Source organism: Pseudomonas sp. LG1D9 (assembly GCF_002949995.1).
GTDB lineage: Bacteria > Pseudomonadota > Gammaproteobacteria > Pseudomonadales > Pseudomonadaceae > Aquipseudomonas > Aquipseudomonas proteolytica.
Map to the genome: position 1 here is coordinate 2,263,846 of NZ_CP026881.1, position 15,202 is coordinate 2,279,047.

The 15,202-nt window shown below is 61.7% G+C and carries 16 protein-coding genes; 7 read left to right on the plus strand and 9 right to left on the minus strand.

Annotated elements, in window-relative coordinates:
• Window positions 1-6: 6 nt before the first annotated feature.
• From C5F71_RS10935 to C5F71_RS10945, 3 genes are all read right to left on the minus strand, one after another.
• Complete coding sequence (locus tag C5F71_RS10935) at window positions 7-801, minus strand: thiazole synthase (RefSeq protein WP_017845016.1); 795 nt, start codon at window positions 799-801, stop codon at window positions 7-9.
• Between the two features lie 55 nt (window positions 802-856).
• Window positions 857-1,057 (minus strand): sulfur carrier protein ThiS, encoded by a 201-nt coding sequence (gene thiS / locus C5F71_RS10940; protein ID WP_029300748.1) that lies wholly within the window; start codon window positions 1,055-1,057, stop codon window positions 857-859.
• A 71-nt stretch (window positions 1,058-1,128) separates the two neighbouring features.
• A complete protein-coding gene (locus C5F71_RS10945) occupies window positions 1,129-1,509 on the minus strand; it encodes a DUF423 domain-containing protein (protein WP_029300746.1) in 381 nt (126 codons plus the stop codon).
• Between the two features lie 74 nt (window positions 1,510-1,583).
• Between C5F71_RS10945 and mtgA the strand changes: the two genes are divergently transcribed.
• On the plus strand, window positions 1,584-2,306 hold the full coding sequence (gene mtgA / locus C5F71_RS10950) for a monofunctional biosynthetic peptidoglycan transglycosylase (protein WP_104911127.1): 723 nt from the start codon (window positions 1,584-1,586) through the stop codon (window positions 2,304-2,306).
• 92 nt (window positions 2,307-2,398) lie between these two features.
• On the opposite strand, the gene rpoH is transcribed toward mtgA, so the two are convergent.
• The 4 genes from rpoH to ftsY all read right to left on the minus strand — a co-directional run bounded on the left by rpoH (window position 2,399) and on the right by ftsY (window position 6,482).
• Window positions 2,399-3,253, minus strand: a complete 855-nt coding sequence (rpoH, locus tag C5F71_RS10955; protein WP_003176698.1) for an RNA polymerase sigma factor RpoH — start codon at window positions 3,251-3,253, stop codon at window positions 2,399-2,401.
• Between the two features lie 114 nt (window positions 3,254-3,367).
• Window positions 3,368-4,390: a permease-like cell division protein FtsX gene (gene ftsX / locus C5F71_RS10960; RefSeq protein WP_029300742.1), complete on the minus strand. Its 1,023-nt coding sequence runs from the start codon at window positions 4,388-4,390 to the stop codon at window positions 3,368-3,370.
• Window positions 4,387-5,058: a cell division ATP-binding protein FtsE gene (gene ftsE, locus C5F71_RS10965; protein ID WP_003213784.1), complete on the minus strand. Its 672-nt coding sequence runs from the start codon at window positions 5,056-5,058 to the stop codon at window positions 4,387-4,389. The genes ftsX and ftsE overlap by 4 nt, the downstream gene beginning before the upstream one ends.
• Window positions 5,055-6,482 carry a signal recognition particle-docking protein FtsY gene (gene ftsY / locus C5F71_RS10970; RefSeq protein ID WP_104911128.1) on the minus strand — a complete coding sequence of 476 codons (1,428 nt, stop codon included), beginning with the start codon at window positions 6,480-6,482 and terminating at the stop codon, window positions 5,055-5,057. The genes ftsE and ftsY overlap by 4 nt, the downstream gene beginning before the upstream one ends.
• A 341-nt stretch (window positions 6,483-6,823) precedes the next feature.
• Between ftsY and C5F71_RS10975 the strand changes: the two genes are divergently transcribed.
• The 4 genes from C5F71_RS10975 to C5F71_RS10990 all read left to right on the plus strand — a co-directional run bounded on the left by C5F71_RS10975 (window position 6,824) and on the right by C5F71_RS10990 (window position 11,408).
• Window positions 6,824-8,179 (plus strand): pitrilysin family protein, encoded by a 1,356-nt coding sequence (locus C5F71_RS10975; protein WP_029300738.1) that lies wholly within the window; start codon window positions 6,824-6,826, stop codon window positions 8,177-8,179.
• Window positions 8,172-9,662 (plus strand): pitrilysin family protein, encoded by a 1,491-nt coding sequence (locus C5F71_RS10980; protein ID WP_092231143.1) that lies wholly within the window; start codon window positions 8,172-8,174, stop codon window positions 9,660-9,662. Before C5F71_RS10975 ends, C5F71_RS10980 begins: the two co-directional genes overlap by 8 nt.
• Window positions 9,662-10,276 carry a 16S rRNA (guanine(966)-N(2))-methyltransferase RsmD gene (rsmD, locus tag C5F71_RS10985; RefSeq protein ID WP_070993981.1) on the plus strand — a complete coding sequence of 205 codons (615 nt, stop codon included), beginning with the start codon at window positions 9,662-9,664 and terminating at the stop codon, window positions 10,274-10,276. Before C5F71_RS10980 ends, rsmD begins: the two co-directional genes overlap by 1 nt.
• Before the next feature lie 136 nt (window positions 10,277-10,412).
• The gene (locus C5F71_RS10990) at window positions 10,413-11,408 is read left to right on the plus strand and encodes a hydrolase (RefSeq protein ID WP_104911129.1); all 996 of its coding nucleotides are present in this window, start codon (window positions 10,413-10,415) and stop codon (window positions 11,406-11,408) included.
• A gap of 51 nt (window positions 11,409-11,459) precedes the next feature.
• Here C5F71_RS10990 and C5F71_RS10995 read toward each other — a convergent pair whose 3' ends face one another.
• Window positions 11,460-12,314, minus strand: a complete 855-nt coding sequence (locus C5F71_RS10995; RefSeq protein WP_104911130.1) for a sulfurtransferase — start codon at window positions 12,312-12,314, stop codon at window positions 11,460-11,462.
• Window positions 12,315-12,339: 25 nt separating this feature from the next.
• Window positions 12,340-13,011 carry a TetR/AcrR family transcriptional regulator gene (locus tag C5F71_RS11000; RefSeq protein ID WP_029300622.1) on the minus strand — a complete coding sequence of 224 codons (672 nt, stop codon included), beginning with the start codon at window positions 13,009-13,011 and terminating at the stop codon, window positions 12,340-12,342.
• Between the two features lie 147 nt (window positions 13,012-13,158).
• On the opposite strand from C5F71_RS11000, the gene C5F71_RS11005 reads away from it, so the two are divergent.
• Window positions 13,159-14,586: a coniferyl aldehyde dehydrogenase gene (locus C5F71_RS11005; RefSeq protein ID WP_104911131.1), complete on the plus strand. Its 1,428-nt coding sequence runs from the start codon at window positions 13,159-13,161 to the stop codon at window positions 14,584-14,586.
• Window positions 14,587-14,614: 28 nt separating this feature from the next.
• Complete coding sequence (locus tag C5F71_RS11010; protein WP_104911132.1) at window positions 14,615-15,160, plus strand: twin-arginine translocation pathway signal protein; 546 nt, start codon at window positions 14,615-14,617, stop codon at window positions 15,158-15,160.
• Window positions 15,161-15,202: the final 42 nt, after the last annotated feature.

The window sequence follows — 15,202 nt, forward strand, 5'->3', positions numbered from 1 at the left end:
TGGCTCTTACTTGATCAGACCATCCAGCGGCGAGGAGGCGCTGGCGTAAAGTTTTTTCGGCATACGCCCGGCGAGGTACGCCAGGCGGCCGGCGACAATCGCGTGTTTCATGGCTTCGGCCATCATGATCGGCTGTTGCGCGTTGGCGATAGCGGAGTTCATCAGCACCGCCTCGCAGCCCAGCTCCATGGCGATAGTGGCGTCGGACGCGGTACCGACGCCGGCATCCACCAGCACCGGGATCTTCGCTTCTTCGAGGATGATCTGCAGGTTGTACGGGTTGCAGATCCCCAGGCCAGTACCGATCAGGCCGGCCAGCGGCATGACCGCGATGCAGCCGATTTCGGCCAGTTGGCGCGCGATGATCGGGTCATCGCTGGTGTAGACCATCACGTCAAAACCTTCCTTGACCAGGGTTTCAGCGGCCTTGAGGGTTTCGATCACGTTGGGGAACAGGGTTTTCTGATCAGCCAGCACTTCCAGCTTCACCAGGTTGTGGCCGTCGAGCAGCTCACGGGCCAGGCGGCAAGTGCGCACGGCTTCGATGGCGTCGTAGCAACCGGCGGTGTTGGGCAGGATGGTGTAGCGATCCGGCGGCAGGATATCCAGCAAGTTCGGTTCGCCCGGGTTCTGGCCGATGTTGGTGCGGCGCACCGCCACCGTCACGATCTCGGCGCCCGAGGCTTCGATAGCCAGGCGGGTTTCTTCCATGTCGCGGTATTTACCGGTGCCTACCAGCAAACGCGACTGGTAGGTACGACCGGCCAGGACGAAGGGCTTGTCGCTACGAACGATGCTCATGGGAAATCCTCGAGTTGGGGTGAGGTTCTGCAGAATTCGGGTAGTTGCCCCAGGGCTAGCCGCCGCCGATGGCGTGGACTACTTCGACCTGGTCGCCTTCGGCAAGGGCGGTTTCGGTGTGCTGGCTGCGCGGCACGATATCCTGGTTGAGCTCCACTGCGACGCGACGTCCGGTCAGTTCCAGACGGGTCAGCAGGGCCGCGACGGTTTCACCGTCGGGCAGTTCATAGGATTCGCCGTTCAATTGAATGCGCATGCCACGGGCCGCCATCGTTTTTAGGGGCCAGCATTCTAGCCTGATCATGACCTGAAGGTCAGCTACAAGCGTCAGGCGGTCAGTTGCAGGCGCCAGGCGGCGAGCCCCAGGCACAGCCAGCCAATCAGGAATGCCAGGCCGCCAAACGGGGTGATGATCCCCAGTTTGCCGATGCCGACGGTAGTCAGCAGATACAGGCTGCCGGAGAACAACAGGATACCGATGCTGAACGACACCCCCGCCCACATCACCAGGCGCCCGGGAATATGCGCCGCCAGCAAGGCCACGCCAAACAACGCCAGGGCATGCACCAGTTGGTAAGTCACGCCGGTATGGAAAATCGCCAGGTATTCAGCACTCAGGCTTTTTTTCAGGCCATGGGCAGCGAACGCGCCGAGGGCAACACCGGTAAAACCGAAAAAGGCAGCCAACATCAGAAAGCCACGCAGCATGAGGAACTCCAGTCAGACTCAAAGGGCCGGGTCTGTATAATGGCCCGCTCAACGGGTTCGGCCAAGCCATCTCTATGCTGCGTGTCCTCTTCAGTCGTTTTCTCAAAGTCGTGAAATGGTTCGTCATCGCCAGTGTTTTGCTGGTGCTGCTGTTTCGTGTCGTCCCGCCACCGTTCACCGCGCTGATGGTCGAGCGCAAGATCGAATCCTGGGTCGACGGCGAGCCTATTGACCTGCAACGCAGTTGGGTGCCGTGGGACGAGATCTCCGATGACCTGAAATTGGCGGTCATGGCCGGCGAAGACCAGCGTTTCCCGCAGCATTGGGGTTTTGACTTTAGCGCGATCCAGGCCGCCCTGCTGCATAACGAGCGCGGCGGCTCGCTGCGTGGCGCCAGCACGTTGAGCCAGCAGGTGTCGAAGAACCTGTTCCTGTGGGCAGGCCGCAGTTATCTGCGCAAGGGCCTGGAGGCCTGGTTTACCGGATTGATCGAGATCCTCTGGCCCAAGCAACGGATCCTTGAGGTGTACTTGAACAGCGTGGAGTGGGATGAGGGGGTGTTTGGCGCAGAGGCGGCAGCGCGACACCATTTCGGGGTGAGTGCCAAGGGGCTTTCGCGGCAGCAGGCCAGCTATCTGGCCGCAGTGCTGCCTAATCCGCGGGCTTGGAGTGCCAGCCACCCAACCGCGTATGTGGCGCGGCGGGCGGCTTGGATTCGCCAGCAGATGGGGCAGCTGGGTGGCACGGGCTACTTGAATGAGCTGAACACCACGCGAAAGGCGCCGTGGTCCAATTGACGCCACACAAAGCCGGCTCCTACAGGGGCGCGACACAAACAAAAATGCCCCGATCTTTCGATCGGGGCATTTTTTTGGCCGTTCGCTGCGTGTTAGGCGGCGATCGACAGTTTCAGCTTGTTCATCGCGCTCTTCTCAAGCTGACGAATCCGCTCGGCCGACACGTTGTACTTTTGCGCCAGGTCGTGCAGGGTCGCTTTTTCTTCTGCCAGCCAACGCTGGTAGAGGATGTCACGGCTGCGGTCGTCCAGCACTTCCAGTGCTTCGTGCAGGTTGTGGTTGGAGTTGTCGCTCCAATCGGCATCTTCCAGTTGACGCGCCGGGTCGTACCGGTGGTCTTCCAGGTAGTTGGCCGGCGATTGGAAGGCGCTGTCGTCGTCCGCTTCAGCGGCCGGGTCGAAGGCCATGTCATGGCCGGTCAGGCGACTTTCCATCTCGCGCACTTCCCGAGGCTCCACACCGAGGCTTTCAGCCACACGGTGGACTTCCTCGTTGTTCAGCCACGCCAGGCGTTTCTTCTGGCTGCGCAGGTTGAAGAACAGCTTGCGCTGGGCCTTGGTGGTCGCCACTTTCACAATGCGCCAGTTGCGCAGGATGAACTCGTGGATTTCCGCCTTGATCCAGTGCACGGCGAACGAAACCAACCGCACACCCATTTCCGGGTTGAAGCGTTTTACAGCCTTCATCAGGCCGACGTTGCCTTCCTGGATCAGGTCAGCCTGGGCCAGGCCGTAGCCGCTATAGCTACGGGCGATATGTACGACAAAACGCAGGTGGGCGAGCACCATCTGCCGAGCCGCCCCCAAATCCTGCTCATAGTAGAGACTCTCGGCCAGTTCACGCTCCTGCTCGGGCGTCAGCAAAGGAATGCTGTTGACCGTGTGCACATAGGCTTCCAGGTTCGCGCCTGGGACCAGAGCATAAGCAGGTTGCAAAGAAGTGGTCATACGAAAAAACCTCCGACTCACATAACTCGTGCAGTTCAGCACTGCGAAAATTGACCGGAAACCGTAGGACAAGTTCCCTATAAACGCTGAAAGGTCAATACAAGCAAAAAGACACTATTTCGGCGCCAGCTCCCTGAGATGGCGTGCGACTGCGATCCATGCACCGATATAACCCAACAACACCGCGCCAAGCAAGAGCGATAGACCATCGGCAGCGGGTACGCCAGCCAAGGCAAAGTCACTGCCATACAAACCGGCCAGGCCGACTACCGCGTCGTTCAGCCAATCCAGGCCAAACGCCAATACACCCCAAGACAGAATCCCGGCACCGAAGCCATAAAGCGCGCCCATATACAGAAAAGGACGACGCACATAGCTGTCTGTGCCGCCGACTAGTTTAATCACTTCTATCTCGGTGCGACGGTTTTCAATATGAAGACGAATGGTATTGCCTATCACCAAAAGTAATGCAGAAACCAGCAACACCGTCAGGCCGAAGACAAACCGGTCGCCCAGCTTGAGAATCGCCGCCAGACGCTCGACCCAGACTAAATCAAGCTGCGCCTGTTGTACCTTGGGCAGTTCAGCCAATTTTTGTCTTAATGCTTCAAGGGCCGTCTTGTCGATTTCATTTGGCGTCACCAGCACCACGCCCGGCAGCGGGTTCTGCGGCAGCTCCTTGAGCGCCTCGCCCAGACCCGATTGCTGCTGGAATTCTTCCAGGGCCTGGTCGCGGCTGATGTACTCGGCATCCGCCACGCCCGGCAGGTTCTTGATCTGCTCGCGCAAGGCCTCGCCTTCAGTGGCGCTGGCATCCAGTTGCAGATACAGGGAAATCTGCGCCGCACGCTGCCAGGAGCCGCCAAGGCGCTCGACATTATTAAGCAGCAACGACAACCCCATCGGCAGGCTCAACGCCACAGCCATTACCAGGCAGGTAAAGAAGCTGCCAATCGGCTGTTTGCCCAAGCGGCGCAGGCTATCCACCAGGCTGGCGCGATGGCTTTCGATCCAGGCGTGCAGCAGGGTGCTGAAATCGGGACCGTCATCTTCGTCGCGTTTCTTTTTCTGCGGCTGCGGATCGGCCGCTTTCGGCGCGACGCGCTCGGAGACTTTAGGGCTGCGTGTGGCACTCATACGCCGGCCTCCCCGTCACCAATCAGGCGGCCGCGCTGCAGGGTCAGCATGCGATGGCGCATGCGCGCGATCAATGCCAGGTCGTGACTGGCAATCAGCACGCTGGTGCCCAGGCGGTTGATGTCTTCAAAAACCCCCATGATCTCTGCGGCCAGGCGCGGGTCAAGGTTACCGGTGGGTTCGTCCGCCAGCAGCAAGGCCGGGCGGTGGACAATGGCGCGGGCAATGCCGACGCGCTGTTGCTGGCCGGTGGACAGGTCGCCGGGGTACAAATCAGTCTTGTCCGACAGCGCCACGCGCTCCAGGGCCGAATCCACACGCTTGACGATTTCGGCCTTGGACAGGCCGAGAATCTGCAATGGCAAGGCGATGTTGTTGAACACCGTGCGATCGAACAGCAACTGGTGATTCTGGAACACCACGCCGATCTGCCGACGCAGGAAAGGGATCTGTGCATTGCTGATGGTGGCCAGGTCCTGGCCCGCCAGCAGCAGTTTGCCGGTGGTGGGGCGCTCCATGGCCAGCAACAGGCGCAGCAAGGTACTTTTGCCGGCGCCGGAGTGACCGGTGACAAACAAGAACTCGCCACGGCGCACCCGGAAACTCAGCTCATGCAAGCCGACATGCCCGTTGGCGTAGCGCTTGCCCACCTGTTCAAAACGAATCATGAACGCTCCCGCTCGGCAAACAGTGCCTGGACAAAGGGTTCGGCCTCAAAGGTGCGCAGGTCATCAATACCTTCGCCGACACCGATATAACGAATCGGCAACCCGAATTGTTTAGCCAGAGCGAAAATAACCCCACCCTTGGCCGTGCCATCGAGCTTAGTCAATGCCAGGCCAGTGAGCTGTACCGTCTGGTTGAATTGCTTGGCCTGGCTGATCGCGTTCTGCCCGGTGCCGGCGTCCAGCACCAACAGCACCTCGTGCGGCGCGTCGGCGTCGAGCTTGCCCATCACCCGGCGGACTTTCTTCAACTCTTCCATCAGGTTGTCTTTGGTATGCAGGCGACCGGCGGTATCGGCGATCAGTACATCGATGTTCCGGGCCTTGGCGGCCTGCACGGCATCGAAGATTACCGAAGCGGAGTCGGCGCCGGTGTGCTGGGCGATAACCGGGATCTTGTTGCGTTCGCCCCACACCTGCAATTGCTCCACCGCAGCGGCGCGGAAGGTGTCACCGGCGGCGAGCATGACTTTCTTGCCTTCCAGTTGCAGCTTCTTCGCCAGCTTGCCGATGGTGGTGGTCTTGCCGGCGCCGTTGACGCCTACCACCAGGATCACGAAGGGTTTCTTCTCGGTGATCACCAGCGGCGCTTCCACCGGCTTGAGCATGGCGGCCAGTTCGGCCTGCAATGACTTGTAAAGCGCGTCGGCGTCAGTGAGCTGCTTGCGCGCCACCTTCTGGGTCAGGCTCTGGATGATCACGGCAGTGGCTTCGACGCCCACGTCAGCAGTCAGCAGGCGGGTCTCGATGTCTTCGAGCAGCTCGTCATCGATGATTTTCTTGCCGAGGAACAGGCTCGCCATGCCTTCGCCGATGCTGGCGCTGGTTTTGCTCAGGCCTTGCTTGAGGCGGGCGAAGAAGCCGGTCTTGCTGGCTTCGGCAGGCGCCTCGGCAGGCACAGGCACTACGACAGCCTCGATGACTGCGGGAGCAGCATCGATCACCAGCGGAACGGGCTCGACTACGAGCGGGGCCGGCTCAACGACGACGGGTAGCGGCTCGACAGGCTCGACAATGGCAGGAATCGGCGGCGCTGCATGTTCGGCCTGCACATCCTCCACCAACGCAACGGGCTCTTCAGCCACCGGCAATGACGGCCATGGCTTGTGCTCTGGCTCTGGCTCAGGCTCCACCACCGGCTGCAACACCGGCTCGGCCATAGGCAACACCACCGGGGCCTCGACGACAGGCTCGGCCACCGGCTCAATCGCAGGTTCCGCCTGCAGAACAGGCTCGGGCACAGGCTCAGGTTGGACTTGCGGCTGTTCGACGACGGTTTCCTGCGGCTTTTTGCGCAGCCATCCGAACAGGCCTTTTTTCTCGCCAGCCGCAGCTGGGCTCTTCTTGTCGTCGTTGGAACCAAACATGGAGGACGGCTATCTCACGGTAGCGACGCGCCTAGGTGGCGCCTCGGTAAATAATATTCGATGCGCAACAGACTGTTTTTTAGCCAGCTTGTTCATGCGCAGCATTTTGTGAGGCGTTAATACAGCCTCAACAAATCGATTCAATATAGGACTGAAGCGACAAAATCGGCGAAAAGCGGATTAAAACCGGGGAAACCCACCGATAACTCCATCTTTACGACGACTGGATCCGAAACGATATGACAGCCGCAGTGGCCGCCGCTAATACGGATCAGTATCCTAGCACCTCCTCGCCCGCCGACGCTAAGACCAAGCGGGCAGCCCAACAGGTTTAAAAACGAATGAATGCTCTAGCCCGCCGCGCCGCAGGCCTGCTGCTCAGCACAGTTTGTCTGCCCCTTTCAGCCTTGGCTGCCGACCCACAACCCACCCATGAATTCACCCTGGACAACGGCCTCAAGGTCGTCGTGCGCGAAGACCATCGCGCCCCGGTGGTGGTCTCGCAGGTCTGGTACAAGGTCGGCTCCAGCTATGAAACCCCTGGCCAGACCGGCTTGTCCCACGCCCTGGAACATATGATGTTCAAGGGCAGCTCCAAGACCGGCCCCGGCGAAGCCTCGTTGATCCTGCGCGACCTGGGCGCCGAAGAAAACGCCTTCACCAGCGACGACTACACCGCCTACTACCAAGTGCTGGCCCGCGATCGCCTGGGCGTTGCCCTGGAACTGGAGGCCGACCGCATGGCCACCCTGCGCCTGCCGGCCGACGAATTCAGCCGCGAGATCGAAGTCATCAAGGAAGAGCGCCGCCTGCGCACCGATGACAACCCGCTGTCCAAGGCCTTTGAACGCTTCAAGGCGATGGCCTACCCGGCCAGCGGCTACCACACGCCGACCATCGGCTGGATGGCCGACCTGGACCGCATGAAGGTCGAGGAACTGCGCCACTGGTACCAATCCTGGTACGTACCCAACAACGCGACCCTGGTCGTGGTGGGCGACGTGACTCCGGATGAGGTGAAAACCCTGGCCCAGCGTTACTTCGGCCCGATCCCCAAGCGCGACGTGCCACCGGCGAAAAAGCCCCTGGAGCTGGCCGAGCCGGGCGAGCGCCAACTGACCCTGCATGTGCAGACCCAATTGCCGAGCGTCATCCTGGGCTTCAACGTCCCGGGCCTGGCCACCGCCGAAGACAAACGTTCGGTCAACGCCCTGCGCCTGATCTCGGCGCTGCTCGATGGCGGCTACAGCGCACGCATCCCGAGCCAGCTGGAACGCGGTGAAGAACTGGTGTCCGCGGCCTCGACCAACTACGACGCCTACACCCGTGGCGACAGCCTGTTCACCTTGAGCGCCACGCCCAACCAGCAGAAGAAGAAAACCGTGGCCCAAGCCGAAGCCGGGCTCTGGCGCCTGCTGGACGAACTCAAGGCCAAGCCACCGACCGCCGAGGAGCTGGAACGCATCCGCGCCCAGGTCATTGCCGGCGTGGTCTACGAGCGCGACTCCATCACCAGCCAGGCCACGGCCATTGGCTCCCTGGAGACGGTCGGCCTGTCGTGGAAGCTGATGGACACCGAGCTTGCCGAGCTGCAAAGCGTGACACCCGAGGACATCCAGAAGGCCGCGCGCACGTATTTCACCCGCGAACGCCTGAGTATCGCCCATGTCCTGCCCGAGGAGACCACCCATGAGTGATCGCAAAAACAACCGCCTGGTGCTGCCCGGCCTGATCGTCGTGACCCTGGTGGCGGCGGTCGCGGTGTATATCGGCCGCCCGGACGACTCCGTGGCCAGCCCGGCGCTGGAGCAGGCCAAGTCCAGCAAGACCCTGCAATCCCTGGCAGAGCTGGATGGCAAGAACCCGACCAACCGCAAGCTCAACGTGCAGACCTGGAATACCGCCGAAGGCGCCAAGGTGCTGTTCGTCGAGGCCCACGAACTGCCGATGTTCGACATGCGCATCCTGTTCGCCGCCGGCAGCAGCCAGGACGGCAACACGCCGGGCCTGGCCCTGCTGACCAACGCCATGCTCAACGAAGGCGTGCCGGGCAAGGATGTGGGGCAGATTGCCGCCGGTTTTGAAGGCCTGGGCGCCGATTTCAGCAACGGTGCCTACCGTGACATGGCGCTGGTCTCGCTGCGCAGCCTCAGTGCCGCCGACAAACGCGACGCCGCCCTCACGCTGTTTGACCAGGTGATCGGCCAGCCGACCTTCCCCGCCGACTCCCTGGCGCGGATCAAGAACCAACTGCTGGCCGGCTTCGAGTACCAGAAACAGAACCCGGGCAAGCTGGCGAGTATCGAGCTGTTCAAGCGTCTGTACGGCGACCACCCCTATGCGCACCCGAGCGAAGGTACCCCTGCAAGCGTTCCGGCCATTACCCAGGCACAGCTGAAGGCATTCCATGCCAAGGCCTACGCCGCCGGCAACGCGGTGATCGCGATGGTCGGCGACCTGTCCCGCGCAGACGCCGAGGCCATGGCGGCCAAGGTCTCCGCATCCCTGCCCAAGGGCCCGGCGCTGGCGAAGATCGCCGAGCCAACCGAACCCAAGGCCGGCCTGGGGCATATCGAGTTTCCATCCAAGCAGACGCATCTGCTGTTCGCACAACTGGGCATCAACCGCGCCGACCCGGACTACGCCGCCCTGTCCCTGGGCAACCAGATCCTGGGGGGTGGTGGTTTTGGCACCCGCCTGATGAGCGAAGTGCGTGAGAAGCGCGGCCTGACTTATGGCGTGTACTCGGGCTTCTCGCCGATGCAGGTGCGTGGCCCCTTCATGATCAACCTGCAGACCCGCGCCGAAATGAGCGGCGGCACCTTGCGCCTGGTGGAGCAAGTGCTGGCCGACTACCTCAAGACCGGGCCGACGCAAAAAGAACTGGATGACGCCAAGCGTGAACTGGCCGGCAGCTTCCCGCTGTCCACCGCGAGCAACGCCGATATCGTCGGGCAACTGGGCGCCATGGGGTTCTACAACCTGCCGCTCAATTACCTGGAAGATTTCATGCAGCAATCCCAGGCCCTGACCGTCGATCAGGTCAAGGCCGCCATGAACAAACACTTGAGCAGCGATAAAATGGTGATCGTGACCGCTGGTCCCACCACCGCGCAAAAGCCACTACCGCCCCCCACTGATAAACCTGCCGAGCAGCCGCTCGGGGTTCCGGAGCATTAATGGCCAGTCCATCGCGCCCTAAAAAACCTGTCCATAACGTTCATAACGGTGTGGGCCAACTGCGCATCATTGGCGGCCAATGGCGCAGCCGCAAGCTGAGTTTCCCCGATGTGGTGGGCCTGCGCCCCACCCCGGATCGGGTCCGCGAGACCTTGTTCAATTGGCTCGCGCCGTACATCGAGGGGGCCAAGGTACTTGACCCGTTTGCTGGCAGTGGCGCGTTGTTCCTCGAGTCCCTGTCCCGTGGCGCCGCCCTGGGCCAGGCCCTGGACGCGAGCAACGTGGCGGTTTCCAGCCTGCGCGAGCACCTGGGCACACTGCGTTGCACCACCGGCCATGTACAGACCGCCGATGCCCTGCGCTACCTGGAAACCCAGCCGGCCAGTGCATTCGATGTGGTGTTCCTCGACCCGCCGTTCAACCAGAACCTGTTGCCAACCGTCTGCGCGCTGCTGGAAGAGCGCCAATGGCTGGCCGATGACGCCTGGGTCTACACCGAAAGCGAGACCGCGCCGTCGACCCTGGGCCTGCCCGGCAACTGGCGCCTGCACCGTGAGCAAAAGTCCGGGCGGGTGTATTACGCACTGTGGCAACGTACGCTGCAGACCGCTTAATAGGACCACTGCTTTTTTCAGGTGTACCGAGATAGCAGGTTTTTGGGGCTGCTGCGCAGCCCAACGGGGGACAAGCCCCCTCGCCACAACCCACTGGCCACACCCCCCCTTAAGAGTTGTGTCGAGACCCCTCATCGTGCCGAAACCTTCAGACCGCTTCACTCCCGCTTTCGGCCTCGGTAACCCCCACCTGCAAACGTTGTGGGGCCCACTCTGGCGCCCCACCACCCACCTCGATCGCCAGCGCGAGCGCCTGTGGCTGGAGGATGGTGACTTCCTCGACCTCGACTGGCATGGCCCCCATGACCCGCACGCACCACTGGTGCTGGTACTGCATGGCCTGACAGGCTCGTCCAACTCGCCCTACGTCGCCGGCCTGCAAAAAGCCTTGGCCAGCCAAGGCTGGGCCAGCGTCGCCCTGAATTGGCGCGGTTGTTCCGGCGAACCCAACCTGCTAGCCCGCAGTTACCATTCAGGCGCCAGTGAAGACCTGGCGGCCGCCATTGCACACCTGCGGGCCAAGCGCCCACTGGCGCCTCTGTATGCCGTGGGTTACTCCCTGGGCGGCAATGTGCTGCTCAAACACCTGGGCGAAACCGGCGACAACTCCGGCCTGCAGGGTGCTGCGGCGGTATCGGTGCCGTTTCGCCTGGACCAGTGCGCCGACCGCATAGGCCTGGGGTTTTCACGGGTCTATCAAAAGCACTTCATGCGCGAGATGCTCGGCTACATCCGGGTCAAGCAGCGCCAGTTCCTGGCGGACGGACGCGAAGAAGCGCTGAAGACCCTGGCCGAACTGGGTTCGCTGGAGAAAATGCGCACCTTCTGGGATTTTGACGGCCGCGTCACCGCACCGCTGCATGGCTACCTGAGTGCCGAGGACTATTACCGACGGGCGTCGAGCCGTTACTTTCTAGGGGCGATTCGCACGCCGACGCTGATCATCCAGGCGGCGGATGATCCTTTTGTGTTTGCCCACAGCTTGCCCCTGGCCAGCGAACTGTCGGACTGCACCGAGTTTGAACTGCAGGCCAAGGGCGGGCATGTGGGGTTTGTCGACGGCTCGCTGAAACAGCCTGGGTACTACCTGGAGCGGCGGATACCGCAATGGTTACGGGTAAAACACGGTTAATCAGGTGGGAGCGGGCAAGCCCGCTCCTACATTTGATCGGGGATTACCCACTTAATCGCCGGTAGCAATTTCGCGCTGCGGATCAGTGATCCACTCACTCCACGATCCCGCATACAACTTGCCCAACGGATACCCCGCCAGGCTCAGGGCAAACAGGTTGTGGCACGCCGTCACGCCCGAACCGCAATACGCCACCAACTCATCCGGCGAACGACCTTGCAGTTTGTCGGCAAACCGCTGCTTGAGCTGCTCCACCGGCAAGAAACGCCCATCACTGCCCAGGTTCTCGTTGAACGCTGCACATTGCGCCCCGGGAATGTGCCCGGCAATCGGATCAATCGGCTCCACCTCGCCGCGAAAGCGCGGCAAGGCGCGGGCGTCGATCAGGGTCAGGCCCGGCTGGCCCAGGCGTTTTTGCAGGTGTTCGGCATCCAGCAGCAAATGGTTGTCCGGGCTGCCGGTGAAGGTGCCAGGCTCGGTGCTCGGCGCATCCAGGCTCAAGGGGAAACCCGCGGCATGCCAGGCTTTCAGCCCACCATCGAGGATCGACACGCCGTCGCGCTTGCCCAGCCACGCCAGCAGCCACCAGGCACGGGCGGCATACGCGCCAGGGCCGTCGTCATACAGCACAATCTCGCTGTCAGCATTGATGCCCCAGGCCTGCAACTGCTGGACCAGCGCCTGGGGCGCCGGTAGCGGATGGCGACCGGTCACGCCCTTGGTCACCGGCCCGCTGAGGTGGCGCTCCAGGTCCGCATACTGCGCGCCCTCGATATGCCCCTCGGCATAGCTGCAACGCCCGTAGTCCGGGTCTTCCAGGGCAAAGCGGCAATCGAGGATGACGAGGCCTGCGTGCTTCTGGCGTTCGGCCAGTTGTTGCGGGCTGATCAGTTGCGCAAGCGGCATAACGGACTCCTGTTCGGGAAAGGGCCTACTTCACTTCTTCCAGCGCCTGACTCAACGGCACATAAAACTCCTTGAACAACGCGTCCACGGCCTCTTTGGCCTGGGGCGTGATAAACCCCGCCTCCAGCACCAGCACTTGGTACACCCCGCGCTTGATCGCCTCGGCACTCAGGTGTGCGGAGTTCTCGTTGGTGGTGCACAAAAAACGCACCCAGGAGGTGAGGATAATCCAGGCGTTGAGGGTCAAGGCTTCGGTCTGCACCGGGTCCATGTTCAGGATCCCCGCTTCGACAAACCCCCGGTAGATCGCGCCACCCTGGATCAGGCAACGCTGGGAGAAACGCCGGTAGCCGGTGGCCAGTTCCGGGTCGCTTTCCAGCAGATGCTCAAGATCGCGGTGCAGAAAACGATAGCGCCACATACCCGCCAGCACCGCCTGCAGGTAGAAGCGCTTGTCCTCGACCACCATGGCGCGCCCCTGGGGCGGGCGCAGGAAGCTGTCCACCAGAGCTTCATACTCGCGAAACAGCACCGCGATAATCGCCTGCTTGTTCGGGAAGTGGTAGTACAGGTTGCCCGGGGATATTTCCATATGGGCGGCAATATGGTTGGTGCTGATGCTGCGCTCGCCCTGCTGGTTGAACAGCTCCAGGCTGGTTTGCACAATGCGTTCGCTGGTCTTTACTCGTGGTGCCATAGGGGATCGGCTTCTTGAATCCTGATACAAACATCTTACGGTCTATCCTTGCCAGGATAAAACTGCATGTTGCAGCGAAGGCATTTGACAAAATAGAGTAATGACTCTAAAAACGCAGGTATTCCAATAACAATCGGGAACTGCGTCATGTCTGCCAACGTTGCTTACCTGCAAGATTCCCAGGCGCTGGACCAACTCCAGGACCTGTTCGCTGCCCAGCGCCGCGCCTACGCAGCCAACCCGATGCCACCAGCGGCGCAGCGCCAGCAGTGGCTCAAGGCCTTGCGCGACCTGCTCAGCGATGAGCGCCAGGCGCTGATCGAGGCCATCAGCAACGATTTCAGCCATCGCAGTGCCGACGAAACCTTGTTCGCCGAGCTGATGCCCAGCCTGCATGGCATCCACTACGCCAGCAAACGCCTCAAGGGCTGGATGAAACCGTCGCGCCGCGCTGTAGGTATAGCTTTCCAACCGGCATCTGCCAAAGTGATCTATCAACCCCTGGGGGTCATCGGGGTGATCGTGCCCTGGAACTACCCGCTGTACCTGGCCATCGGCCCGCTGGTCGGTGCGTTGGCGGCAGGTAACCGGGTGATGCTCAAGCTCAGCGAATCCACCCCGGCCACTGGCCAGTTGCTCAAGAACCTGCTGGCGCAAATCTTCCCCGAAGACCTGGTGTGCGTGGTGCTCGGCGAAGCCGAAGTGGGCATGGCGTTTTCCAAACTGCCTTTTGATCACCTGCTGTTCACCGGCGCCACCAGCATCGGCAAGCACGTCATGCGCGCCGCCGCCGAGCACCTGACCCCGGTCACCCTGGAACTGGGCGGTAAATCCCCGGCGATTGTTTCGGCCGATGTGCCGCTCAAGGATGCCGCCGAACGGATCGCCTTCGGCAAGGCATTGAATGCCGGGCAAACCTGTGTGGCGCCGGACTATGTGCTGGTCCCCGAGGACCGGGTGGATGGCTTCGTCGCGGCCTACACCCAGGCGGTACGCGGGTTTTATCCGACCCTGGCTGATAACCCGGACTACACCGCCATCATCAACGAGCGACAACTCGCCCGGCTAAATGCCTACGTCAAGGACGCCACCGACAAGGGCGCGACCCTGGTTCCGCTCTATGACCAGGGCCAGGCCCGGCGCATGGCCCATAGCCTGCTGCTGAACGTCAGCGATGAAATGACCGTGATGCAGGACGAGATTTTCGGCCCGGTGCTGCCCATCGTGCCCTATCACGGGATCGACCAGGCCTTCGCCTACATCAACCAGCGCCCTCGCCCACTGGCGCTGTATTACTTCGGCTACAACAAGGCCGAACAGAATCGCGTACTCCACGAAACCCATTCCGGCGGCGTGTGCCTGAACGACACCCTGCTGCATGTGGCCCAGGACGATATGCCTTTTGGCGGCATCGGCCCCTCGGGCATGGGCCACTACCATGGCCATGAAGGCTTCCTCACCTTCAGCAAGGCCAAGGGCGTGCTGATCAAACAACGCCTGAATGCGGCCAAGCTGATTTACCCACCGTATGGCAAAGCCATCCAGAAACTGATCCAGAAGCTGTTCGTGCGCTAAAACCGTTATCACTGGGACAACAATAAAAATGAACCCTAGCCTGACTGAATCACCCGCGCTGTCGCGGCGCGGCGTCTTGAAAATCGGCCTGTGCGCCAGCGCCTTCCTGGCGACGGCAGGCCTTGGTGCCAGCCTCAGCGGCTGCTCCAGCAGCACTCCCGCCAGCGGCTTTGCCATGCTGCGCCACAGCGACCTGCCGTTTTTGCGCGCGGTGATCCCAGTGTTGCTAGAGGGCGCGGCCAGCGCCGAGGTCGTGGCGGCGGGTATCGAAGACACCCTGAAAAAACTCGACTACAGCCTGCTGCACCTGTCGCCGGAGATGTTCAAGCTGACCCAGCAGTTGTTCGACGTGCTGGGCATGGCCGTCACCCGTGGCCCACTGACCGGCATCTGGGGCAGCTGGGAAAACGCCAGCAGCGAGCAGATCCGCAACTTCCTGCATCGCTGGGAGAACAGCTTCCTCAACCTGCTGCGCATGGGCCAGGGCTCGCTGCTCAAGCTGGCGATCATGGCCTGGTACTTCCGGCCCGAGTCCTGGGCCCATTGCGGGTACCCCGGCCCGCCGAAAATCTGACCGTGATAGCTCCTACACGTCATGACCGCTGATAAAAACAAG